At 41.3% G+C, this 23,951-nt stretch carries 19 protein-coding genes and 1 pseudogene; 12 read left to right on the top strand and 8 right to left on the bottom strand.

Features of this window, described 5'->3' with window-relative positions; all coding sequences use genetic code 11:
* The first annotated feature begins 44 nt into the window (after positions 1–44).
* Positions 45–1,133 (top strand): Gfo/Idh/MocA family protein, encoded by a 1,089-nt coding sequence (locus tag FBB35_RS20430; RefSeq protein WP_174711160.1) that lies wholly within the window; start codon positions 45–47, stop codon positions 1,131–1,133.
* Here the strand turns inward: FBB35_RS20430 and FBB35_RS20425 are convergent.
* Entirely contained in the window at positions 1,130–1,381 is a 252-nt protein-coding gene (locus FBB35_RS20425; RefSeq protein ID WP_174711159.1) for a hypothetical protein, read from the bottom strand. The two genes, FBB35_RS20430 and FBB35_RS20425, sit on opposite strands and share 4 nt — an antisense overlap.
* A gap of 291 nt (positions 1,382–1,672) precedes the next feature.
* On the opposite strand from FBB35_RS20425, the gene FBB35_RS20420 reads away from it, so the two are divergent.
* From FBB35_RS20420 to FBB35_RS33960, 3 genes are read left to right on the top strand one after another with little or no spacing between them, the layout of a single operon-like run.
* Positions 1,673–3,721 carry a serine protease gene (locus tag FBB35_RS20420; RefSeq protein WP_217481665.1) on the top strand — a complete coding sequence of 683 codons (2,049 nt, stop codon included), beginning with the start codon at positions 1,673–1,675 and terminating at the stop codon, positions 3,719–3,721.
* 54 nt (positions 3,722–3,775) lie between these two features.
* On the top strand, positions 3,776–4,498 hold the full coding sequence (locus FBB35_RS20415) for a hypothetical protein (protein ID WP_174711158.1): 723 nt from the start codon (positions 3,776–3,778) through the stop codon (positions 4,496–4,498).
* A 3-nt stretch (positions 4,499–4,501) separates the two neighbouring features.
* Positions 4,502–5,752, top strand: coding sequence for a hypothetical protein (locus FBB35_RS33960; protein ID WP_217481664.1), 1,251 nt, complete (start codon positions 4,502–4,504; stop codon positions 5,750–5,752).
* A gap of 61 nt (positions 5,753–5,813) precedes the next feature.
* Here FBB35_RS33960 and FBB35_RS20405 read toward each other — a convergent pair whose 3' ends face one another.
* Positions 5,814–7,943, bottom strand: coding sequence for an ATP-binding protein (locus tag FBB35_RS20405; protein WP_174711157.1), 2,130 nt, complete (start codon positions 7,941–7,943; stop codon positions 5,814–5,816).
* A gap of 295 nt (positions 7,944–8,238) precedes the next feature.
* Between FBB35_RS20405 and FBB35_RS20400 the strand changes: the two genes are divergently transcribed.
* Positions 8,239–8,982 carry a RibD family protein gene (locus FBB35_RS20400; protein WP_174711156.1) on the top strand — a complete coding sequence of 248 codons (744 nt, stop codon included), beginning with the start codon at positions 8,239–8,241 and terminating at the stop codon, positions 8,980–8,982.
* 213 nt (positions 8,983–9,195) lie between these two features.
* Complete coding sequence (locus tag FBB35_RS20395; protein ID WP_174711155.1) at positions 9,196–10,377, top strand: GNAT family N-acetyltransferase; 1,182 nt, start codon at positions 9,196–9,198, stop codon at positions 10,375–10,377.
* 136 nt (positions 10,378–10,513) lie between these two features.
* On the opposite strand, the gene FBB35_RS20390 is transcribed toward FBB35_RS20395, so the two are convergent.
* The 3 genes from FBB35_RS20390 to FBB35_RS20380 form a co-directional block, all read right to left on the bottom strand.
* Positions 10,514–10,984 (bottom strand): tetratricopeptide repeat protein, encoded by a 471-nt coding sequence (locus FBB35_RS20390; RefSeq protein ID WP_174711154.1) that lies wholly within the window; start codon positions 10,982–10,984, stop codon positions 10,514–10,516.
* 26 nt (positions 10,985–11,010) lie between these two features.
* On the bottom strand, positions 11,011–11,391 hold the full coding sequence (locus FBB35_RS20385; protein ID WP_174711153.1) for a hypothetical protein: 381 nt from the start codon (positions 11,389–11,391) through the stop codon (positions 11,011–11,013).
* A gap of 266 nt (positions 11,392–11,657) precedes the next feature.
* Positions 11,658–11,972, bottom strand: a complete 315-nt coding sequence (locus tag FBB35_RS20380) for a hypothetical protein (protein WP_174711152.1) — start codon at positions 11,970–11,972, stop codon at positions 11,658–11,660.
* A 205-nt stretch (positions 11,973–12,177) separates the two neighbouring features.
* Between FBB35_RS20380 and FBB35_RS20375 the strand changes: the two genes are divergently transcribed.
* Positions 12,178–12,561 carry a DUF4346 domain-containing protein gene (locus FBB35_RS20375; protein WP_174711151.1) on the top strand — a complete coding sequence of 128 codons (384 nt, stop codon included), beginning with the start codon at positions 12,178–12,180 and terminating at the stop codon, positions 12,559–12,561.
* Positions 12,562–12,659: 98 nt separating this feature from the next.
* Here FBB35_RS20375 and FBB35_RS20370 read toward each other — a convergent pair whose 3' ends face one another.
* Positions 12,660–13,397 (bottom strand): YgcG family protein, encoded by a 738-nt coding sequence (locus FBB35_RS20370; protein WP_174713718.1) that lies wholly within the window; start codon positions 13,395–13,397, stop codon positions 12,660–12,662.
* Between the two features lie 386 nt (positions 13,398–13,783).
* On the opposite strand from FBB35_RS20370, the gene surE reads away from it, so the two are divergent.
* Positions 13,784–14,464: a 5'/3'-nucleotidase SurE gene (gene surE / locus FBB35_RS20365; RefSeq protein ID WP_174711150.1), complete on the top strand. Its 681-nt coding sequence runs from the start codon at positions 13,784–13,786 to the stop codon at positions 14,462–14,464.
* Positions 14,465–14,584: 120 nt separating this feature from the next.
* On the opposite strand, the gene FBB35_RS20360 is transcribed toward surE, so the two are convergent.
* On the bottom strand, positions 14,585–16,033 hold the full coding sequence (locus tag FBB35_RS20360; RefSeq protein WP_174711149.1) for an MFS transporter: 1,449 nt from the start codon (positions 16,031–16,033) through the stop codon (positions 14,585–14,587).
* Between the two features lie 99 nt (positions 16,034–16,132).
* Here FBB35_RS20360 and FBB35_RS20355 point away from each other — a divergent pair, with 99 nt between their 5' ends.
* Both FBB35_RS20355 and FBB35_RS20350 read left to right on the top strand, forming a co-directional pair.
* Positions 16,133–16,648: a phosphoribosyltransferase gene (locus FBB35_RS20355; protein WP_174711148.1), complete on the top strand. Its 516-nt coding sequence runs from the start codon at positions 16,133–16,135 to the stop codon at positions 16,646–16,648.
* Between the two features lie 147 nt (positions 16,649–16,795).
* A complete protein-coding gene (locus tag FBB35_RS20350) occupies positions 16,796–17,917 on the top strand; it encodes a hypothetical protein (RefSeq protein WP_174711147.1) in 1,122 nt (373 codons plus the stop codon).
* Between the two features lie 64 nt (positions 17,918–17,981).
* On the opposite strand, the gene topA is transcribed toward FBB35_RS20350, so the two are convergent.
* Positions 17,982–20,147 (bottom strand): type I DNA topoisomerase, encoded by a 2,166-nt coding sequence (gene topA, locus FBB35_RS20345; protein ID WP_174711146.1) that lies wholly within the window; start codon positions 20,145–20,147, stop codon positions 17,982–17,984.
* 19 nt (positions 20,148–20,166) lie between these two features.
* Between topA and FBB35_RS20340 the strand changes: the two genes are divergently transcribed.
* Together FBB35_RS20340 and FBB35_RS20335 are read left to right on the top strand one after the other, a co-directional pair.
* A complete protein-coding gene (locus FBB35_RS20340) occupies positions 20,167–20,334 on the top strand; it encodes a hypothetical protein (protein WP_174711145.1) in 168 nt (55 codons plus the stop codon).
* A 1,406-nt stretch (positions 20,335–21,740) separates the two neighbouring features.
* A pseudogene (locus tag FBB35_RS20335) lies at positions 21,741–23,885 on the top strand (calcium-binding protein); the annotation flags it as partial.
* Between the last annotated feature and the right edge of the window lie 66 nt (positions 23,886–23,951).

Here is a 23,951-nt window from a genome sequence, read left to right as displayed (position 1 = left end):
AAATAACTAATGACAAATGACAAATAACAGATGACAAATAACTAATGACAAACCAAATTAAAATTGCTGTTATCGGAGTTGGGCGTTGGGGAGTGCATCTGCTGCGGAATTTCTTAGCACATCCGCAAGTAAATGTAGTTGCTGTAGTAGACCCCCATCCAGAACGATTAGCGGCGGTCAAACAGCAGTTTAATTTAGATGAAAATGTAGTATTAACAACCCAATGGGAAGATTTAAAAAAAGTGCCAGGGTTGACAGGAATTGCGATCGCAACTCCGGCTACCACCCACTATGCTTTAATTAAAGACTCTCTCCAAAACAGATACCATGTTTTAGCTGAAAAACCGCTAACTCTCGACCCAGCAGAATGTCGGGAACTTTGCCAGTTAGCAGAGCAGCATCATTTAATACTCATGGTTGACCACACTTATTTATTTCACCCAGCAGTTGAGCAAGGGCAAACTGTAGTACAGGCGGGTAAATTAGGAGATTTACGCTATGGCTACGCGACACGCACCCATTTAGGGCCTGTCCGCCAAGATGTTGATGCGCTCTGGGATTTAGCGATTCACGATATTGCTATCTTTAACGCTTGGCTAGGTCAGACCCCTGTGAAAGTGCAAGCAACGGGTACGGTGTGGCTACAGGGAGCAGGGGAGCAGGGGAGCAGGGGAGCAGAGGGGAAGAAAGATATAAATCCTTCTCTGTTTCAAGGTTTAGCTGATTTAGTATGGCTAACACTGACATACCCAGATGGCTTTCAAGCTTATATTCACTTGTGCTGGCTGAATCCTGATAAGCAGCGACGGCTGGGGATTGTAGGTAGCCTTGGTAGTTTGATTTTTGATGAAATGTCGCGATCGTCACCTCTAACGCTGCTACATGGGGAATTTGAACAGCAGAACAATCATTTTATTCCGGTAAATCAAAAGCAGGTGGTGGTGGAATTAGAACCAGGGGAACCATTGGGGCGAGTTTGCTCTCGTTTTGTTGACTCTATCCTTACCAATACTCCCTCAGAGTTTTCGTCTGGCTGGGTAGGCACACAGTTAGTAGAAATTCTCGCTGCACTAACGCTATCTCTTGAGCAAGGCGGCCAACCTGTTTTTCTTAACAACTGCCCTCAAGTCTAATTTCCCCTGAGAATAACCGCCCAATACTGTTCGGTTAAGGCAAGAGACGCGATAAAAGAGACGCGATAAATCGCCGTCTTTACAAGAATCAATCCTTTGTAGAGACGGCGATTTATCGCGTCTTTGGGATCGTATTGAATAACCGCCCATTTTACTTCATTAATGGAATTCAAAGCCTCATTCACGAGTATCAAAGACTCATTCACGAAGCTCTGAGGTTCATCAACGGAGTTCAAAGACTCATTCACGAAGCTCCGAGGTTCATTAACGAAGTTCAAAGGCTCATTCACGAAGCTCTGAGGTTCATTAACGGAGTTCAAAGACTCGTTCACGAAGCTCTGAGGTTCATTAACGGAGTTCAAAGACTCGTTCACGAAGCTCTGAGGTTCATTAACGGAGTTCAAAGACTCATTCACGAAGCTCTGAGGTTCATCAACGGAGTTCAAAGACTCGTTAACGAGTATTTATCAAAAATTCATCCGGTTTTTAGCGATTTTCGGGTAAGTCCTGATAAAATCAGCTAACGTATGAGCATGATTATGCACAACCGTATATTTACTACTTTATTTTTAACTCTATTTCTGGCTACCACACCCCAGTTTGTAGTTGCTCAAAACAATATTGAACAGCTATTTAAACAAGGCGACGCTGCCGAATCGGTGGGTAATAATTCTCAAGCAGAGACAATTTGGCGTAAAGTTTTACAAGTTGAACCCAATAATGGCAAAGCTTATAACAATTTGGGTAATGCTTTGCGGCGACAAGGAAAACTAGAGGAAGCATTAGCAGCGCACCAGAAAGCATTACAACTCAATCCTAATGATGCCGAAGCTTACGTTGGTATAGGCTATGTGCTAAATGCTCAAGGGAAATTAGAGGAAGCGATCGCATCTTACCAAAAAGCGATTCAACTCAACCCTAACTTAGCTATTGCTTACTACAATCTCGGCGTTGCCCTGAGTGACCAGAAGAAATTAGATGCAGCAGTTACCGCCTACGAAAAAGCAATTCAACTCAATCCCAACGATCCTGATGCTTACAACAATCTCGGCAATGCCCTGTATGAGCAGAAGAAATTAGATGCAGCAGTTGCCGCCTACGAAAAAGCAATTCAACTCAACCCCAACTATGCTACTGCTTACTACAATCTCGGCAATGCCCTGTATGAGCAGAAGAAATTAGATGCAGCAGTTGCCGCCTACGAAAAAGCAATTCAACTCAACCCCAACTTTGCCACTGCTTACTACAATCTCGGCGTTGCCCTGAATGACCAGAAGAAATTAGATGCAGCAGTTGCCGCCTACGAAAAAGCAATTCAACTCAATCCCAACGATCCTGATGCTTACAACAATCTCGGCAATGCCCTGAGTGACCAGAAGAAATTAGATGCAGCAGTTGCCGCCTACGAAAAAGCAATTCAATTCAACCCCAACGATCCTGATGCTTACAACAATCTCGGCGTTGCCCTGAAAGAGCAGAAGAAATTAGATGCAGCAGTTGCCGCCTACGAAAAAGCAATTCAACTCAACCCCAACTATGCTACTGCTTACAACAATCTCGGCAATGCCCTGAAAGAGCAGAAGAAATTAGATGCAGCAGTTGTCGCTTACCAAAAAGCAATTCAACTCAACCCCAACTTGGCTGTTGCTTACACCAATTTCGGCATTGCCCTGATGAGTGACCAGAATAAATTAGATGCAGCAGTTGCCGCCTTCCAAAAAGCCCTAACATTAGCAGAAGATAATAATTCTGTAACCCCAGCCAGCGCTCATACTATGGCTAATAATGGCTTAGGTTTAGCATTCCAAGAGCAAGGGAAACTAAAAGAAGCCATTGAACAGTTTGACAATGCAGAAGAAATTGACCCCAATTTTGTCTATTCCAGTAACAACAATAGAGAAGCACGGCGCTTATGGACAGAGCAACAGAATAAACTAGCTAGCATAGAAGACGATCGCCAATGGTTGCCTAAGAATGACCCAACCGTAACCCTTAAGCGTTCTGTGGTACTCATCACTGCGGAATTTTTTAACAGCGATCGCCAGGGAACAGAGATCGGCACTGGTGTAGTAATTAAGCGAGAAGGCGATCGCACATTAATCCTCACTAATCGTCATGTAATTTTTGATGGCAATGAACAGGGTAAAAATATCCAAGTTGAATTTTTCAGTTCACCGCCATCCAACCGAGTGCGAATGCGGCGAGATGCCAAGTTGTTCAAAATGACCTCTGAGGAACAACTCGATTTAGCCGTTTTGGAAGTTAGCGGTAAACTGCCAGAAGATATCCAGCCTTTATCTATCTCTTCAACTGCGATCGCCCCGAAAATGCCCATTCGGATTATCGGTCATTCTGCTCAAAGAGGTGAAGATAAATCTTGGTCTATGCAATCAGGACAAATCAGCTATAAGAATCAGCGATTAGAAATATCTCAAGCTGCACTCAAACCCGGTTATTCTGGCAGTCCGGTAATTGATTCGCAAAATCGGCTTTTAGGCATCGTCTTTGCAAGAAAAGGCGAAAACCGAGATTTGGCTTATCCGATGTCTGAGATTCAGAAACAACTATCCACTTGGAACATTAAATAACCTTTTGTACAGACGCGATTAATTGCATCTCTCCTTCTTTACCTTAAACAAACTATGAATTATAAAATTATTCTTGCCAGCCTATTAATCCTCAGCGTCAGCCATCTTCCTGCTGCTGCTTGCCCAGAAGGGAACCCCAAATCTACCGATTATATCCAGCGCAAACCACCCAATCGCTGCGAAGGCATCAAAGAAGAACAATTAAGCGGCAATAGCTTGAACCTGATTTCTATTGCTACCCGAAACCTAACCAGTTTTGGCAAAACCCTCACGGTGCAAATTCCCCGCATCAGTGGTGGTAAAAATCCTCAAGTAATAGTGAAATCCTTGGGAGATAATTATCACTATCAAATGGATGACTTGTTCTTGTCTAATAATGGTTCGCGTTTCAGCTTTAGCTGGGATACTTACGTTCTTAGGCAGAAAAACATACCAGCTAATAGCCTTCGCGCAGTGGCATCCTATAACCTTGGCTCGCAGCCTGTATATGTTCCAGTCATTGTGGGGCAAAGTTCGGGTAAGTATGAATTCGTGTTTTATTCTCAAGACCGAGTGAGGTTTACTACCTTTGAAATCCTCTCTAAAGATAAACCAGCAATCTATAGCACTTCTCGCCCTAACCCGAAAAAGGGTGAAACTATTTTTACCTGGGATGGCAATGCCCCATCTGGGCGCTATGAACTGCACTATGTTGCTAATATTGAACGAAGAAATGAACCTAGCGATCGCATCGAAAGGCGAATAGTATTTGAACATAACCCAAATTGGTTGAGATAAATCATGGCATCTCGGCAAAAAACCAAACAAAAATTTCCCGACTTCATCAAGATTCGCCAATGGTTAAATTTTCTGAAAAGTTATCTAGTTGCGTGGTTTGCAGTCAGCACTTTAGCCCTGAAGCGCTTATTAAGAACCATTGCAAACCATAAAAATTTATTGTTGGTGTTGCTGTTACTTTTGTTTTTGACTATCGTCAGCTTTGCCGCTATTGTACCTAGCACACATACATTTGAAGGTAATATCATTTCTCAAGAAATGGCTTTTACCTATATCGGTGAAGAATCTAAACTCTTTCTTAAAAATATTCAAGGCATCAATGAACTAGAAAATAAAGGCAGGCAAACCATAACTTTTACAGGTAATTTTCAAAGTGAAACTTTGCCCCAACTTAATCAGTTAGACTCATTAAAAATTCAGCTTAAAGACAGCGAGAGTCGATGGATTATTGCCCCGGCTAATCCTCAAGACACAAGTGAAATCAGCGTTGAAGAACTACGGCTCCAACCAAATACAAAAATAGCTGGGCTCAGTTATGACTTTTATCGCAATCAGCTTGCTTTTTCTCTACAACAAAACTCTAATTTGAAGCAAAAAATCAGCCCAAATACATTAGATTTATATTTAGGTGAACAACCAATCAAGGTTATAATAGAAGGTTATGAATTACCAGATTTAAAATTACCAAATCAGCCAGATAACCAAATACAGCTAGAATTTATTGTCAATCCAAATAATAAAAAACTTAATTTAGAAATCGCGCAAAATACCAATATTTATATTACCCTAGCCAAACCTCCCAAATATGAATCAGAACAATGGTTTAGAGAAGAGATAAAAACCGAAAATGTTAAATTTATATATGTAGATAAACCTGGTAAAGATTCCAAAGACGATTTAAAGATTTCTACTATTGTAGAAGGCAAAATCCGCATGGCAGAACAGGAGCGGGATATTAAGCAAAACCAGTTTCTTATGGGAGAAGACGCTGATACTCCTCTAAACATTCAAAAAATACGCCATCTGGAAATTGTCCCTAAAAAGGGTATAGAAGCTCGCTTTTCTGGGAAAACTAAAAAGATTCAAATCGGTCTAGATCCAGATTTTCCAGTTTCTCAAATGCAGGGTAGCTGGTTAGATGGTGTTTTACCTCGTGATGCAATTATTGCGCTGTTTTCTTTTGGGGCTGCTACAATTCCTAATCTTGTGTCTTGGCTATTTAGTAACACTTCTAAATTAGGGCCAAAACCATAACCGTTAGGAGTGAGGATTCCAATTTATTTTTTTTGAATTTTGAATTAGAGTCTAGTAAAAATTACCTTTCAGAAGTCCCATTTGCATAAACTTCTGTTTTTGGAATACTTACCAAGATAGTTTGCTGCGGCGAAAAACTAATCTCGTAAGTCTCGTTCCCAAGTAACACCTGGAATTTCATCGACTTCTCTTTGTCTACCCCTGCTTTTACAGATTTGCTGCTCCCCAAAGAGGGGCTTCCCCCAGACTGCTGTAGGCTAGAGTATTGGCTTACTTTTACCCCCTTATTTCCAGAGGAAAATCCCAGATTCCCGACTTTTTCTTCTTTGTTGTCAACAGGTAACAGCGAGATATCAATCAAGGGTAAGGTAATCTTTAGTGTTGTACCTTGATGAAGTCCCGTACTCTCAAGAGTAATGCTGCCTCCCATAAGTTCGATTAAGTTTCGTGAGATTGCGAGTCCTAGTCCAGTCCCTTCAAACTGGCGCGCAGTTGTGCCATTCACCATGACAAAGGGGCGAAATAGTTTATGCTGTTGATTAGGATCAATGCCAATACCTGTATCTTTAACTATTACCACTACTTGAGATTTACCATTACTAGATTGAATTTCTGTAGCAATGGTGATGCTTCCTGTGTCGGTGAACTTAGTAGCGTTGCCAATAACATTAATCAGCACCTGCTTTAGTTTTGCCGCGTCTGCCTTAATTGGTATCGGTTGAGGCTCTAACTCGCATTTTAATTGCAAGCCCTTTTGTTGAACATTAACTGATTGTAAATTAATCACCTCTAGCAATATTTGTCGGAGATCGAGAGGTGTGATAACTACAGAAAGCTTACCCGCTTCGATTTTAGAAATGTCGAGTAAATCATTAATAATATTTAGCAAATGAATCGTTGTTTCATTGGCACGTTTGAGGAATTCCATTTCTTCTTCACGGCTATCACATAAACCATCTTCAACCACGCGAATGCAGTTAATAATAGTATGTAATGGGTTTCTCAATTCATGGGAAGTCGTAGCCAAAAATTGGCTTTTAATCTGGTTAGCGTTTTTTGCTTCTTTCCAAGCTATTTCTAATTCTTCTGCCCCAGCTTTGAGCCTTTCTACCATTTGGTCTAATGCTTGGGCCAGTTGATTGAATTCCCGAATTTGGAAATTGTGGGGAACTGGTTGTGCGGCGTGGTGAGAGTGAATATTGAGAGCGTAGTCTCGCAATTCTTCTACAGGACGTGCCAAGTAAGGAGCTAGATATAGAGATGCTAACAAACTTGCACCAATCAAACCAACGGTCAAAACAATAAGAATTAGTTTGATTTCTTCTAAACCAAAAAGCGCATTATCGACACTAGTAACAGCTAAGACTATCCATTTTTGCTGCTGCTCTTGGGTAAGTGGATTTGCAATAGCCGTATAGCCAGCTACTAATTCGTTTCCCTCTTTAAAAGACAAATTTATCGAATCGTTTCGTCCTGCAAGGGCATTTTTAATTATGCTCTTGAGTTGGGAAGCATTTGGATGTTGATCAATGTTACTTCCCACCCAGTCTGTAAATGGATGTGCCAAAATTGTGCCATTTTCAGCAATAACTACCATCGCGCCTGTAAGCGATCCCGGTGGATTTCTGGTTTGTTGGTACAATGCAGACTGGATACTTAAGCTGTAAACTAAATTTTTTCGGCTATCTGAGACTGGTGCGGATAAAACTAATTGTAATTGATTTTGTGCGTTTCTTTTTCCAGTCATTCCTGCCTTTGGCGGGAAGATTGTTTTGACATCAATTCCATCACTAGGCAAAGGGAACCTCAATTCTCCAATCGCTTGATCCCCACAGCTACTGGCAATTATTTTTTGATTTAGGAGATCCGTTAATTGGATGCACTCAATATTGACTGGCAGTTGTTGCTTTAGCTGCGTGAGAATTTCTTGCTCTTGTATAGGCGAACCAGACGGAATCACCGTTGTTTTACTTACACTCAGCAAATTAGCTTTTAAGATTGCGATCGCATCGCCAATTCTCTCCCCTTTACTAATGGCGCTTTCTGTTAAATTTTGACGCGCAGTTCCCAATATGCTAGAACGTGCCTTATTCAAGGCTACAATCTCGCCTATAAGTAAAACTGGAACGAACAGCAGCAATATTCTCGTTACTAAAATTCGACGAAAGGAAGATTGGCGGGAATTAGTCATCGAGTGTCTCACTTTGCATCTGCAAACCACAACAGCAAAGATATGTAATTAGACTGGCTAGATGAGACATTTTATTAAATTATCAGAATTTTATTTTCAATGTTTAAAAATAACAAATTGCTATCATTCAAAAAGAAACGTGGTATACCAAAACTCATATATGCTAAATGTAAAAGTGGTTTGTGTTGCATATAAATACAGTGGTAAAATTGTAAATAAATAACTTGCAGGCATGGATTTTTTTTGAGAATCTACATACAAACAAAGAAAATATTCCAACTATCAAATCAATTTAATGTTGCAACATCGTCCTCATACTACAGTTGTTTTAGCAATGAGTGCAGATGGCAAGATAGCAGATTTTAGGCGATCGCCTGCTCGGTTTGGCTCAAGGGTTGATAAAGCACATCTAGAAAAACAAATCGCTGCCTCTGATGCGGTGTTATTCGGTGCTGGTACTCTCCGGGCTTATGGAACGACACTTACTGTATCAGATCCAACTCTAGTGCGACTTCGGGCACAAGAAGGGAAGCCTCCGCAGCCAGTTCATATAGTGACTACACACTCTGGAAACCTCAATCCGGAAATTAACTTTTTTAAGCAACCAGTTAGACGCTGGCTACTCACGACAACACTGGGAACACTTTTATGGAAAGGACGTTGTTTACAGACGCTTCCTTCAACTTTGGGAGACGGAACACAAGAGTGTCCTCCAGAATTTGAGCAGATTCTGGTTTTTGAAACACCAACGGGAGAAATAGACATTCCCGCAGCTTTGAAGCATCTAGCCAATATAGATATAACACGGTTGGTCGTTTTGGGTGGAGGCAAATTAGTCGCTTCCCTGCTGGACTTAGATTTAATCGATGAATTATGGCTCACTGTCTGTCCCCTGATTTTAGGTGGTAGTACCGCCCCCACACCCGTAGAAGGGAAAGGTTTTTTACCTGATTTAGCTCCCAAGTTGCAACTTTTAGAAGTTCAGACTGTTGAGCAAGAAGTGTTTTTGCACTATCGCCTGCAACGACTAACAGATTAGATTACGCTAAGTTAAGTTATTGAATATTGGGAATTGGGAATTGGGAATTGGGCATGAAGAAGAGACAAGGTAGACAAGGAAGAGGGGGGAGACAAGGGAGAGACTTATTCAATAATTCCCCCTTGTCCCCTTGTCCCCTTGCCCCCCTTGTCCCCTTGTCCCCTTGTCCCCTTGACCCCTGCCCCCTACTCCCCCTGCCCCCTGCCCCCTAATATGGTGGAACAACTTAAGCCTCGCTATTCTGTCGTTTGGACGAACAAAATCGCTGAAGTACCCCAAGATGCCTGGAATGCTTTGGCAATGCCACTCAAAACGCCATTTTTAGAATGGGAGTGGCTGAATAATCTCGAAACCTCCCAGAGTGCTACTGCAAAAGCTGGTTGGTTGCCAAATCACTTGACCTTGTGGCGGGATAGAACGCTGATTGCCGCTGCGCCACTTTATCTCAAAGGACATAGTTCTGGTGAATTTGTATTCGATCACCAATGGGCAGAGTTAGCCGATCGCATCGGAGTTCAATATTACCCAAAATTGCTGGGTATGACACCATTTACCCCAGCTGAAGGTTATCGCTTTTTAATCGCCCCAGGAGAAGACGAAGACGAAATCACCGCAATGATGGTGCATGAAATTGACACTTTCTGCTCCAAAAATCGGATTTCTGGATGTCATTTTCTCTATGTCGATCCCCAATGGCGGCCGATGCTGGAACGGCATGGCTTTACAACTTGGCTGCACCACAGCTACGTCTGGGAAAATGCTGGCTTTAAAACTTTTGATGACTACTTGAAAGTGTTTAACGCCAATCAGCGCCGCAATATTAAGCGGGAACGCAAAGCTGTAGAGAAAGCAGGGTTAAGATTGCAACCTCTGAGTGGCGATGAAATTCCCTACTCTTTATTTCCTTTGATGTACCAGTTTTATGCTGACACCTGTGATAAATTTGGCTGGTGGGGTAGCAAGTATCTCACACAGAGGTTTTTTGAGCAGCTAAACACCGATTATCGCCATCGAGTCTTGTTTGTCGCCGCATATAGCGAAGAAGATAATTCTCATCCTTTAGGAATGTCCTTTTGTTTGTTTAAAGGTGACAAACTCTATGGACGTTATTGGGGAAGTTTCCAAGAAATAGATTGCTTACATTTTGATGCTTGCTATTATGCACCCATTGAGTGGGCGATCGCTAACGGAATCCAAATTTTTGATCCTGGCGCAGGTGGCCGCCACAAAAAACGGCGCGGTTTCCCTGCTATGCCCAATCATAGTTTGCACCGTTTTTACAACAATCGTTTAGGGCAAATTATCCGTCCCTATATTAAGGAAGTGAATCAACTCGAACAGCAAGAGATTGAGGCGATTAATGCAGAGTTGCCATTTAGTGATAAAAATGCTTGAGGAAAAGGAACTAATTTTATAGCAAAATTTGCCGAATAATTAAGCTTTATTCGGCAAATAGATGCAAATTTTCCTTATTTTCAAAATTGTGAAATTATAGTGTTGGCGATCAAGACGATATTTCTGCTACCATACGTCAAAATTCACCCTCTTGAATGCCTCTCCGAATAGTATCTGCAAGTTGTAGCATTGCCTCTGCCCATTGTGATTCTCCTCTGGAATTGTAGATAGAAGCAGCCTTCTCGGAATCTTCAATCCCTTTTTGTGGTTGTCCTTCTAAAGCCAGAGCATTACCTCGAAAAAAGTAAGCAGCAGCATAGTTAGGATCAAGCTCGATTGCTCGCGTGTATTCAGCAATTGCCTGTTGAGACTGTCCTTGTCTATCAAAATTACGCCCACTTCGGAAAAATTCTTCAGCATTCGCCATAATTCCTGACTCTTGCCCTTGACTACTAGAATTACACAAACTAGTTGAATCCCTAACTTGTCCCGATGGACAAGCTGATTGTTCCTGAGCTTTCGCTACAGAGTCAAGAATTATAGAGAAAATGATAAACACAGAACATACGCCAAATATAATAGACGGGTGCTTTGTTACTAATTTCATTTTAGATTACTCCTAATTCTAATAGTTTATTGTTGTGCTAAATAATCCATTCGTTCTACTTCATTAAGCATCAAATCCTCGATACGTAAAGTTGTGTGTTGACCTGCTAGTAGTTCTTCTACTTCAACTACACACGGAATATAAGCGTCATGCTCACGAATAAAATTCATTGTAAATGTGTAGGCATTTTCAATACTTCTAGCTTCTAATTGTCGAAGCTGGGACTGAAACTCGCATTTGAATTCCTCTTCAAAAGACAGCTTTTCTTGTAAAATACCATTAGTGTAAAGATGGTATTCAATAGTGCCGCATGTATCGCTGCCAGCGTAGTAAATAACAGAAGTCCTCAGAGATTCTGAAAGATTCCTAGCATCTTCTTCTGTTAAGTAAATTCGTATTGATGACATGTGGGGTTTATAAATTAAGCTCCAGGGATGTCCTCGCAGTTGAAAAACAAAAGTGCTTTCATTCGGAATTTAAATTTCGCATTCATACGCATTGCGTACCCAGACATTCATTTGTCTTAAAGTGCTAAATGCTTGTGAAACTTGTTCTACAGATACTCGAACAAGAACAAACACAAGATTTCGATCAATTGTTTCTAATCCTCTACGCTGCTCTAGAGGGATACCTTCTTCTCTGACAAAATATATTGACATTTTGGCAAATAGTTTTAAATTCTACCAGAGTTTCCAGGCCCACCATAACCTGTAGGTACTCTTCCTGGAAGGATATACACACCAACATTCAACAATTGAGCTTTACCCATCTGAAGATTACCAGATGGTGGTGCAATTTCACATCCTATGGAATGCCAGACCCCTATACCTCTACGGTTAGCTTCAGTAATTGTTCGAGAACTTATCGTTCTGACATCAGATGTGGTGAGGAAAACAATCGCTGGGTTTTCATTGTTAGCTGTTGCAGGACTCCTATCGAGAACATCTAGGAAACCAAGAATTTGATAATTTTCATAGCTTGGAGGCAATAAAGTACCGCGTACTGCCTTTGACTCATAAAAGACGCTATCCGGGTAAGTGAAACTAAAAATAGTATGAAGTTAACTACAAGCGGAACTACCCAAAGTATTCACAGAAATATTAAAGATATCAAGAAGACTAAGGAAGATAGGAATTACACTTGATATAGAGTGTAAAAACCCTGAAAAAAGAAAATTTCTTTTGCTAGTGCTTATGGATTTAATACTTGAAGATTTAGCAGCAATTGATGATAAACTTTCCCAGCGTCATATCGATCTCGATCCCGGTGGATATTTTATTATTTACTTGGATCGAGACGCAGGGTTAATTTATGCCAAGCATTTCACAAACGTAATTGACGATCGTGGTTTAGCTATCGATCCCGAAACGGGGAAGGTAATTCCGGCACGAGGAAAGGTAGAACGAACTCACACGACGGTTTTTAGTGCGAGGACGGCTAAAGAACTTTGCGTGAAAATCTTTGAGGAAACTCAGCCCTGTGCAGTAACTCAATTAAATCATGCAGCTTATTTGGGTCGAGAATTTGTTCGGGCTGAGGTGGCTTTAGTAAAAGGGCAAGAGTATGTTCAGGATTAAACCAATTTGAGATTTGGGACTTCGACTTCGCTCAGTCGAACGATTTTGGATTGAAGTAAAAATCTAAAATCTAAAATTGAATTACCCTGATTATCCAATTACCCATCAGATGAAGGTTGATTTATCTGATAAATGTAGTAAGTCGCCATTGGGATGACGGTGGCGGCAATTAACAATCCTACTACCCAAGCGGTGGCGTTACCTTGGTTGGTTTCTTCTGCTTTCTTGTAGGTTCCTTCTACCTGTACATTGTCAGTAATTTGGGGTGGCCCTGGATCGGCTTTACCAGAGAGGACGGCAACAAGGCGATCGCTAGCATCTAGAAATGCCTGATTGTATTTGTTACCATTACGTAACGGCACACTTACTGTTTCAGTAGCGACACTCTCGGCAATAGCGTCAGTGAGTAGAGGTTTGACTTCATCCCCAGTAATAATGGAAGTACCATTGGTAACTGTGTCAATAACCAATAAAGTTTGATTTGCTTGGGCTTCTTTTGTCGGAAACCATTTTTCAAACAACTCTTTGGTAAAGCTTTCTGGTGTTTCACCGTAGTCAAGGCGGCGAACAGTCACAATTCTGACTTCCTTATTTGTTTGTTTTGCCAAATCCTCGAAAGCACTGCTAATTTTACCTTCGTTCAGACGGCTAATAACCTCACCTTGATCCAAAACCCAGGTGTCATTGCCTGCTGTGAGGCTGGGTAATTGATACACACCTGTGGCTAAAGCAGGTGCAGCAAACAACGAGGCTGTAAAAATAACCGTCACCAATGTTAAAACCAGCCGGGTGAGGTGTTTTTGACTACTAAATATTTGTTTGAGGAGCTGTTTCATCATGTGATCCCTAAGACAGACTTGCACCAAAAATACTACAGAACTAGCGCAAAAATCACCTTGTTCGCGGTTTTCTCCGGGATCAAGTTTTTGCTACTGCCAGCAGATATATATTTTACGGGATTTTTTGATTGCACAAACTTGTGATGAGCGCGGTTGCAAGCATAAAATTGACAAAAAATACCGCCCATTTTGAGAATTAACCCAAATGCTTAGGGCGGAATTTGCAAACCATCTAGAAATAATATCGTACAATCAATATTTTTGACAAAATCAAGTATATTTTTTTATATCTGCAACTAGCCTTGCTGTACTACCCTCATTGATGAATTATCTCTGCAATTTTTCTGATATTTTGGCTAAATCTACAAGAATATATACATTACATGACTATAATTTTAACTAACGACGATGGCATTGATGCCCCAGGTATAAAAGCTCTAATCAAAGCTGTAAACGGCAAAAATTTTATCATCGCTGCTCCTGCCGATCATCAGTCTGGCTGTGGACATCAAGTTACTACCACTCGCGCCATCAATCTCCAACGGCGTTCTGAGACTGAATATGCGATCGCAGGCACTCCCGCCGATTGTGTGAGAATTGCGATAACACAAATTGGCGCAGATGTCAATTTTGTGCTTTCAGGTATCAACGCTGGGGGCAACTTGGGAGTCGATGTCTACATTTCTGGTACAGTGGCTGCTGTACGGGAAGCTGCAATGCACGGTATTCCCGGAATTGCTATTTCCCACTATCGCAAAGCCAAGCAAAATTTTGATTGGGATTTGGCTGCTAAATTGACAGTTGAAGTTTTAGCGGACTTACTCAAGCGTCCCCTAGAACCAGGAAGCTTTTGGAACGTGAACTTACCGCATCTGCAACCAGGAGAACCACATCCTGAGATGGTGTTTTGCCAAGCCTGTAGCAAACCTTTGCCTGTGAACTATCGAGTTGAAGGCGATGATTTTTATTATGTAGGAGAATACGGCAAACGCGATCGCACCCCTGGTAGTGATGTGGATGTATGTTTTTCCGGCAATATTGCTGTAACTCAGTTAAGAGTTTGAAGAAGAAGGCAGGGGAAAAGGGGACAAAGGGGAATTATTGAATAAGTCTCTCCCTTGTCTCCCCCCTCTTCCTTGTCTACCTTGTCTCTTCTTCATGCCCAATTCCCAATTCCCAATAACTTAACTTCCCCTCTTCTCTTGCCGTTCTTTGAGTTTCAGCATGATTTCTGCGTGCATCTCGCGCGTAATTGGGTAAAAATACGTTAAAACTAAGCCACAAAGCAAACAAACTGTAGGTATGGGGCCAACGGCAATCCGAATAGCAAACAGTGCTGATTCCGGTTGGGTGGGTAGTGGACTTCCGGCTACAGATTCTTTGAACCCGGATAGTTGTAAAGCATTTCCCACTAAAAACAGCCCGAGAGCTAAACCAAATTTTTGTAGTAATACCATGAAGCCATAAAATATACCTTCTCTGCGTTGTCCGGTTTGGAGTTCATCTAATTCAATCACATCTGGAATCATCGACCAGGGAATTAGATAAGCTGTGGAAACACCAATACCTGCCATCACAGCCATCACATACATCAAAACTATTTGACCAGGTTGTAAGAAAAATAGTCCGGCGGCGGCTATTATCCATAAACTCATTCCGAGAAAATAAACAGGTTTTTTCCCGATTTTCTTACTTAACTTACCCCAGATAAATAGCATCACTAAAGCTGTTCCTTGGACTGCAATCATCACTGTGGGCACATCTGATTCTTTAAGACCCATGCAATCGACTACAAAATAAGGAATAATACTAGCTGTAATCTGCACACCTAGCCAAGAAAAAAGATATATACCAATCACAAATAAAAAAGGTCGGTTACTAAAGACAATTTTTAGCTGTTCAAAGAAGGGGAGAGATGCAGGTTCCTCGGTTTGGATGCGTTTGGCCTCAAAAGCCAAGATGCGATCGCGGACTCCAAAAACGCACCAATATAATCCTAAAATCGAAATTACGGTACAAACCCCTGCTAAAACTAGATATTGTTGTTGGCGATCGCTAACTTGCGAAAAAACAATTTGCGTTAAAATCAACGATAGAATGCTGCCACCAATAGAAAATGTAAAACGGTAGCTGTTAAGGCTGGTGCGTTCGTCGTAATCTTGAGTTAGTTCTGGAGTCATTGCCGTATAAGGCAAATTCACAACAGTGTAAAACGCTTGAGAGAATATCCCAATCACTACGTAATACCAGAACAGTGGCCAAATATTTTCACTCCTATTTGCACTAAATTGCGGTACAATCCACTGCAAGAAAAAGAAAATTCCAAATGGGATTGCTCCATAAAACATCCAAGGAAGACGACGGCCCCAACGGCGAGATTTTGTTTTATCAGTCAGAAACCCTACAAGGGGATCATTTATGCCATCCCAGATTTTGCCAATCATCAAAATACTGCCAGCTAAACCCGCAGGGATACCAGCAACATTGGTAAAGAAAACTAGCAGAAAAAAGACGGAGATATTTGCAGTAATTGCTGGGCCTAAATCTCCTGCACCGTAAGCCAGTTTTGTTTTTAAATCTAGTTTTTCACTAAGAGGATCTCGTTGAACATCGCCAGCAGTAGAATCATTCATAAGACTTTGTACTCATACTAAAATAAAAAATCTGCGTCGGCGTACCCCGTTGTGGACATTGCCTTCAATCACCAGCTATCTACTACTCCAGTTAGACTTATGCCAGACCTTTACGTTTCTTGGTCAGATTATCACCAAAAAATTGAACAACTGGCTATTCAGATTTATCAATCCGGTTGGGAATTTAACCAGATTATCTGTCTTGCCAGAGGAGGGCTACGAATTGGAGATATTCTTTCCCGGATATACGAGCAACCACTGGCGATTTTAGCAACCTCATCTTACAGTGGCCCCGGTCAGCAAGAAAGAAGTAATTTAGTTTTCTCCCGCCACTTAACGATGACTGCCGAAAAGTTAGGTTCGCGCATTCTCCTAGTAGATGACTTAGTAGACTCTGGCATCACACTCCAACAGACTATACCTTGGCTCAAGCAAAATACTGATTCCCCAATTAAGGAAATTCGCACTGCCGTTCTTTGGTATAAAGCCTGTTCAGTTATAGCACCCGATTATTATGTCGATTACTTGGCTGACAACCCCTGGATTTACCAACCCTTTGAACACTACGAGCAGATCAACATCGTAGAACTTGCAGCTAAGGTCAGTTCGTGTTAATAAATACGTAGCACAACTAAGTAGAATTCAATAAGTTTATGAAGTGAGCTTTTTTGGCTCACCAGATTTATTACTATAATTTTGCCAAAATTGGCACATTTACTCCTAAATACGTATGGTGTTATTTACCTAACTCATTGTTAAAGAATGACAAACGATATTTTGCACAAACGAAACCTTCACCAATTTGACCCTGTTGCGTATTTAGTAATTGAAAAATTTCGTCTTTCTCCTCTAAATTTCGGGCTGTTGGCAGCAGTTACCGCTACTGTAGTTTATTTGTTTACTGCATGGATAAGTAATACATTATGGACTAAGCACGAGCAAATGGGGTTGCTTCGAGACTGGATTCCCTGGCTAGTAGGACTTTTCATTAATCCAATAACATTGGGATACTATTTGTGGAGTTTTCAAGCGATCGATAAAGTAATTCAAGACCTGGAAAAATCTAACGTATTAGAAATAGACAAATTTCAGATTGATCAATTTGTTATTAACCTCTATTCCCAAAAATGGCGCAAACTCTCTGCACTTACCAGCGCTCTCTTTTTTAGCACTATTGTTTTTATCATCAGACCTAGATTAGAAGAGAGTTGGACTAGCTCTAGTCTTTTGCCAGGACTGACCATTACGATTGCCACATTTGCAGTCGTATATATGGGTAGTATACTTGTACTTAATTTGATTACAAATATTTGGATTTTCTATCGAATTTTAGGAAACAAGGATTTAGATATTAATCCTCTTCATCCCGATCGGTGTGGTGGTCTTCGATGTCTCAGTGATTATTCGCTTAAAACTGCCTATCTAGTTGCTGTTTTGGGTATCTGGATTGGCGTGATTGAGTATCAAGCAATTACACAAGATGTCGGAAAAGGATTCTGGTTTGTTCATCTGGTAATTCCATTGTATGTTTTTTTATCAGTGGGATGTTTTTTTGGGCCATTACTGGCAGCAAATGGCGGTATGAAAAGAGCTAAAGAAAAGTCTTTAGATAAAATTGCTCGGCAGTTCCGAGCAGATTATTCGGGGATTTATGCTAGTCTGGCTGAAGACACAGAAGCTTTCAAGAAAAAATCTGAAAAAATTCAGCAGCTACGCACTTTATACACTATGACCGATGAGTTGCCCGTTTGGCCCTTCGATGTCAAAACTTTCCGGCGATATCTCCTAACTGTGCCTACCCCTCTTATTGGTATCCTAAGTGGTATATTTAAAAACTTGTTGATAAATCTACTAAAGCAACAGAATATCAAACTTGGTGGGTAAAGGTGTTATCAGATAAAACTCTAATTTCTTTGTCTAGCGGTGATAATTAGCCGGATAGCATTAGTTAAGTTTTTGATATCTCCCCAAACTTAGGACTCCACCACCCTTTTGGTGTATTGAAATAAGCCACATCTTTATGTTTAGTATCCTTACGGGATTGTGCGTTAGAACATCGCAACATTGTCTTACTCTGCCCCTCTTTGATATAACTGTACTCCTCTAGAGGTTTTTTACATACCGGGCAGGGATATGCTGTCAGCTTGACGGGAGGCTTTTGTTGATTTTCAGCTTGGACTGTTTTAGCTTGTGGTGGCTGCCAAGTTTTGTTAAAGTCGCTCCAAAATAGCACGACATCACAGCCTTTTGTGCATTTGAGGAAATATTTCTTTTTGACCTTAGTACTCGGAATTTTGGCGAGAAAATTTTTGCATTCAGGGCATCGAGTCTTGGAAGTTTCATATTTGCGCTCAGTTATCACATTAGCTTTACCTGTTGAGGAACTCGCAACTACAGTTTTAGCTTTGGTGAGTGCTGGGACAAAGTAATTCTGATTCCAACTAGTTAAATAATGCTGCCAAGAATTCTTTCCTTCGGAAATGGCATCAAGGGCATCTTCCATTTTTGCTGTGAATTCTGCCTCTAGTAAATCTGGCAATGCCTTGAGCAAAAATTCATCTACTTCTAACCCTAATGCTGTCGGTTGCAGATGATCTTTTTTCAACTCCACATAATTTCGTTTTTTTAAGGTAGCAACAGTAGGAGCATAGGTACTTGGGCGACCAATTCCTTTACGTTCCATCAACTGCACCAATTTGGGTTCGCTATAACGCGGTGGTGGCTGGGTCTGCTTCTGCTCATGTCCAGCATTCTCCAATTTCAATGCTTGTCCCTGTTGTAATGAAGGTAAAATACTATCCTTGCTGAGATTGTTCCAGTACCGGGCATAACCGTAAAATTCAATCACTTGCCCTCTGGCTGACCACAGTAAAGAACCAGACTGAGTAATCACCAGAGTTTTACGCAATTGGGCAGCCCGACACTGAGAAGCAATTGACCGTTTCCAAATCATCACATACAAATTAAACTCATCATCAGGGAGTTCTAAACGCAACTGAACTGATGGACGAAACACATCCGTTGGACGAATCGCTTCATGTGCTTCTTGAGCCGATTTGCTACTACGATGCTTGGCGACTTGCTGCGGTACATTCTGCGGATCGTTTTGCTCTAACCATTTACGGGCGCTAGCACAAAATTCTGGACTCAGCATCACTGAGTCTGTTCGCATATATGTTATTAACCCAGCTTCATAGAGCTTTTGGGCCACAACCATAGTTTTGTCAGGAGCAAACCTCAGTTTTGAACCGGCTGCTTGCTGAAGGCTAGAAGTTGTAAATGGTGGCGGTGGCTGGCGGTTAACAATTTTTCCTTCAAAATGAATCACCTGATGAGGATGTTGCTGTGCTTCTGCAACTAAACGTGTTGCCTCTGCTTCGGAAAGAACACGTTTAGATTCCGGTGTTTCTGGACTATTACCTACCTTTGCGTCATCATGAGTTTCAGTTTCTTGGTCTGCTGCATCTTTTGCAGAATCAACCGTCCCTTTGTAAAAAGCCCGAAATCCTTCAGCATAATCTACCCAGACACTCCAGTAATCTTGGGGGACAAAAGCCAGAATTTCGTTTTCTCGCTGACAAATCAAGTGCAATGTCGCGCTTTGGACTCTACCAACACTTTTAGCACCGTTATTTAATGCCCAAACTAAAGGGCTACCCTTATAACCCACCAACTTATCTAAGCAATCTCGGCACAGTCCAGCACCGATTAAATTTTGGTCTAGCTTTCTGGGATTAGCGATCGCACTCTGTACCGCCGATGCTGTAATCTCAGTATAAATTACTCGTTTCGGTTCCCTTAAACCCAGCGTTTCTTTCAGGTGCCAAGCGATCGTTTCGCCTTCCCGGTCTGGGTCAGTTGCTAAGACAACTTCATCAACCTGCTTTACCGCAGACTTGAGCTTCTGGATTGTTTCTTTCGCTCGTTGGTCACGTGGGACGTAATTGCACCTTACATTACTGCCGTCCATGACAAAGCCCAAGGAATCGTCCCCTTCATTGCTGAGTTCTCGGATATGGCCACAACTAGCGAGAACTTTCCAATCTGAACCCAGTATTTGACTGAGTTTTTTGACTTTTCCGGGAGACTCGACCACAAGCAGGCGTTTGATCATAGCAACTGCATTCTTGATTTTGAGCAATAAACTGGCAATTGCAATTAGCGTTCGCCTATTCTTGTCATCTGGATTTTCTAGAATACTGTACCAAAAAGCTTTGGAAATTGCTCAACTCAGTTTAGAGGTAAATCATCTCAACACTATCCATTTATACCTTTGTATGACTGTTGCTTCTGTCGCCTGACGTGTGATCGCAATCCGTTTGAGCATAAGACGTAGATATATACACTGCAATTCTTCTAGCGTTATTAATAAGTATTTATCCGAACTTGATATAACTTTGTTTCACTTACAGTAATTGTGGCTTTGAAGGTCTTGCTTCGTACAATTTATACACTGAGTAATTCACTCAGCCTGGATATTTGAGCATCTTTGCATCTGTAATTTTGGTAAGCGATCGCGATTATTGCACAGATATAATTTATTACCAGGCGTAGGCTAGCAAGAACCACAGGCATCGCAGCGCTCAAAAATTAAAAGATGTATTTTATCAATCCTTCAAGCATCTTGAGGTTTCCTGCTTTGAAAGCCTCGGCTCAAACTTCTTTGTGACTGCTGTCTGCAAAATCTTGACTATAAACTCTGAAAATGTGAAGAACACACTAAGAGGATTTTTTAGCACATAAGTAGGTCGGCAGAAAAATTTATAAGTATGTAACAACAAATTCATCATGTTTCAGGTATTCTTCCAAAAAAACTATGTCTGACTCCTTGCATTTTGGTTTTCCTCTTCGAAGAAAGTTTATACCAAAGTCTTTGTAGACCAAGCTTTTCCCATTTATCAAAACAGAATTTAGGAGTTAGGATTCATCCTTAATTCTGTATGATTAGCGGATAGCACAGCGTCTCGTAGAGAGCATCTTGATTATGACCAGAGTAACAGAAATGTCTTTGCCTCCGCACCTGTTAGCCTAGCCCATTCTGATTTCTTCTTCAAACCGATTGCGATTTATTTATCTTTACATAGTTTACTTTTTTCATGACCATTTACTTACATATTTCTCCTACAATGTAAAGAGTATGCAAAGATACTTTTTGAAGTATAGACATACAAGTAAATTTCAGTATTTAGTTAGTATCAGGTTATTTAAATGTTCTCTCTTTTGAAGCTAGACACCCACAGGCAATAGCCCACAACGAGGGGATGAAAATAACCTTCTGTATCAAGAGTTAACTGTTCCCTATTTTCAAGACACTAGGATTTACGCATTGACAGAAAAATTAAAGTATAAGGTGTGATTCTCAGGCATTTAAGCTTGATTTTGTGATGATTTTTCAAGAATGCCTAAGTTGGGGCTGCGCCTACGGTATTTAATCAAGGATGCTTGTAAAAAGCCTGAAATAAACTATTTGAGTTCATACACAAAGTAATTAATTTGTACAGTGCATGAGATTTTGACATGTAGATAGGTGCTAGTTGCAATCTGCTCAACAGTTTGGATTTTCAATAAAAATTACTGTCCCCCCAGAGAGAAATCAAAATATGTCGAAAGTGTCAACTATCGGCGGGTTTTTGTGTTCTAAAACAGTACTAACTCAGGGCTGAGAAATTTAAATTTACGGGAATATCGATTAAGGAAGGTAAAAGTTATGACAAATATCATTGGAACTAACAGTAATGATACTCTACTGGGCAGTAATGGCGCTGACATAATTAACAGTAAAGTAGGCAACGATACCATTACAGCTAAACAGGGCGATGACACTCTGACTGGTGGTGGCGGCAAGGATAAATTTATTTACAACTTGGGTGATGGGACTGATACTATCACTGATTTTGGTGGCATAGGTAAAGGAACAAACCCGACAGCAGCAGTTATTGGCGAAGTGGATACGATCAAATTCCAGGGTGCTGATTTGACTGCCCAAAATCTGTTGCTTACCCAGAATGGTAATAATCTGGAAATCACCTTTGATGGGGTTGCTAATACCAAAACGATTCTAAAAAACTTCAAACTAGAAAACCTCGATAACCTGAAAGCTTCTGGAAACAGACCAGCTATTGGTAATATCCTGTTTGATGGGCAAACTAGCATCACCGATAGTTTTGATGTCTTTGATGCCAACTCCACTGCAACTAGCGTGTTCAACAAGAACACGGTGACTTTCCTCAATGACCTCGACAACAAAGTTACAGGTTTAGATAACTCAAATGATGTCATCAATGGTCAGGGCGGGAATGACCGCATCGACGGCAAGAGTGGCAACGATTTGTTGCGGGGTGGTACGGGAAATGATACTCTCATTGGCGGTGCGGGGAACGACACCCTTGTTGGTGATACTGGCAATGATTCCCTCGACGGTGGTGCTGGTAATGACTTGCTACGGGGTGGTGCAGGGAACAATATCCTCAACGGTGGTGCTGGTGACGATAACTTGAATGTTGACTCTTCAGCAGGCAATAATCTGTTGTCTGGTGGCGATGGCAATGATATTCTCTCGGCATTAGGGGACTACGAAGGTAATGTGGTGTCTGGTAATAATACTCTCAAGGGTGGCGCTGGTAACGATACCTTGATTGCTGACGGTTCCGCAGGCGATAACTTACTGGATGGTTCCAATGGCAATGATTATCTCTCTGCCTCTAGTGGCTACTACGACCCTAGAGTGTCTGGCAATAACACCCTTAAGGGTGGCGTTGGTAACGATACCTTGAGTGCCTTACTTTCAACAGGTAAGAACTTCCTGGATGGTGGTGATAATAACGATTATCTCTCTGTCAATCTTTCCTCTGGTAATAACACCCTCAACGGTGGTGCTGGTGACGATTACTTGAGTGCTAATATTTCAACAGGCAATAATCTGCTGTCTGGTGGCGATGGCAATGACTCTCTCTTTGCCTCAGAATTTGAGGGCTATAGGTTTGATAATACTTCAGGCAATAACACCCTTAACGGTGGTGCTGGTAGCGATTACTTAAATGTTAACTATTCACGAGGCAATAATCTGCTGTCTGGTGGAGATGGCAATGATTCTCTCTCCGGTTCTAGCTACGGCCGCGGCTTTGGAGGAGCTTTTTATAACACTACTGGAGATAACACCCTTAACGGTGGTGCTGGTGACGATAATTTGAATGTTGATTATTCAACAGGCGATAATCTACTCAATGGAGATAATGGCAATGATTATCTCTCAGCTTCTGGCTACGAATACGACGATTCCGGCGACGAAAAAGGAGTTTATCGCAGGGCATCAGGCAATAACACCCTCAACGGTGGCACGGGTGCTGATAAATTGATTGTTGATTATTCAACAGGCAATAACCTACTCTTGGGGGGTGATGGTAATGATTACATCTCTGCATTTGGCGCATTAGGGAATAATACCCTTAGCGGTGGTAATGGAAATGACACCCTTAAAGGTGGCAATGGAAATGATATCCTGACAGGTGGTTTTGGTAATGATAGCCTCTATGGAAATGATGGTATTGATACGTTTGTTTTCAAGGGCTTCAATCAAGGTGTTGATCGTCTTTATGATTTCAACCCAACTAATGACCTGATTCAGGTATCGGCTGCTGATTTTGGTGGCGGGTTATCAATAGGTTCACTTCAGCAAAGTCAGTTTATCGTTGGAACATCTGCAACGACAAGCAATCAACGATTTATCTATGATTCTTCTACAGGTGGGCTGTTCTTTGACCAAGATGGTAGTGCATCTGTCTTTAATCAGGTAAAATTTGCCCAATTATCTGCTGGATTGTCACTAAGCAACAACAATTTTGTCGTTGGTTAATGGTAATTGACACTCTTCCATAAATAAACAGCACAGATAGATTGCGAGGTACTATTTTCAGCACCT

Source organism: Nostoc sp. TCL240-02, assembly GCF_013343235.1.
Classification (GTDB): domain Bacteria; phylum Cyanobacteriota; class Cyanobacteriia; order Cyanobacteriales; family Nostocaceae; genus Nostoc.
Note: the sequence above shows the minus strand (reverse complement) of the source record. Positions and strands in the feature narration are given on the sequence as shown.

What these genes read in the sequence shown, in the direction of transcription:
- FBB35_RS20430 (WP_174711160.1), top strand. Translation starts at nt 45, where the DNA reads ATGACAAACCAAATTAAAATTGCTGTTATCGGAGTTGGGCGTTGGGGA.
- FBB35_RS20420 (WP_217481665.1), top strand. Translation starts at nt 1,673, where the DNA reads ATGCACAACCGTATATTTACTACTTTATTTTTAACTCTATTTCTGGCT.
- FBB35_RS20415 (WP_174711158.1), top strand. Translation starts at nt 3,776, where the DNA reads ATGAATTATAAAATTATTCTTGCCAGCCTATTAATCCTCAGCGTCAGC.
- FBB35_RS33960 (WP_217481664.1), top strand. Translation starts at nt 4,502, where the DNA reads ATGGCATCTCGGCAAAAAACCAAACAAAAATTTCCCGACTTCATCAAG.
- FBB35_RS20405 (WP_174711157.1), bottom strand. Translation starts at nt 7,943, where the DNA reads ATGACTAATTCCCGCCAATCTTCCTTTCGTCGAATTTTAGTAACGAGA.
- FBB35_RS20400 (WP_174711156.1), top strand. Translation starts at nt 8,239, where the DNA reads ATGTTGCAACATCGTCCTCATACTACAGTTGTTTTAGCAATGAGTGCA.
- FBB35_RS20395 (WP_174711155.1), top strand. Translation starts at nt 9,196, where the DNA reads ATGGTGGAACAACTTAAGCCTCGCTATTCTGTCGTTTGGACGAACAAA.
- FBB35_RS20390 (WP_174711154.1), bottom strand. Translation starts at nt 10,984, where the DNA reads ATGAAATTAGTAACAAAGCACCCGTCTATTATATTTGGCGTATGTTCT.
- FBB35_RS20385 (WP_174711153.1), bottom strand. Translation starts at nt 11,391, where the DNA reads ATGTCATCAATACGAATTTACTTAACAGAAGAAGATGCTAGGAATCTT.
- FBB35_RS20375 (WP_174711151.1), top strand. Translation starts at nt 12,178, where the DNA reads ATGGATTTAATACTTGAAGATTTAGCAGCAATTGATGATAAACTTTCC.
- FBB35_RS20370 (WP_174713718.1), bottom strand. Translation starts at nt 13,397, where the DNA reads ATGAAACAGCTCCTCAAACAAATATTTAGTAGTCAAAAACACCTCACC.
- surE (WP_174711150.1), top strand. Translation starts at nt 13,784, where the DNA reads ATGACTATAATTTTAACTAACGACGATGGCATTGATGCCCCAGGTATA.
- FBB35_RS20360 (WP_174711149.1), bottom strand. Translation starts at nt 16,033, where the DNA reads ATGAATGATTCTACTGCTGGCGATGTTCAACGAGATCCTCTTAGTGAA.
- FBB35_RS20355 (WP_174711148.1), top strand. Translation starts at nt 16,133, where the DNA reads ATGCCAGACCTTTACGTTTCTTGGTCAGATTATCACCAAAAAATTGAA.
- FBB35_RS20350 (WP_174711147.1), top strand. Translation starts at nt 16,796, where the DNA reads ATGACAAACGATATTTTGCACAAACGAAACCTTCACCAATTTGACCCT.
- topA (WP_174711146.1), bottom strand. Translation starts at nt 20,147, where the DNA reads ATGATCAAACGCCTGCTTGTGGTCGAGTCTCCCGGAAAAGTCAAAAAA.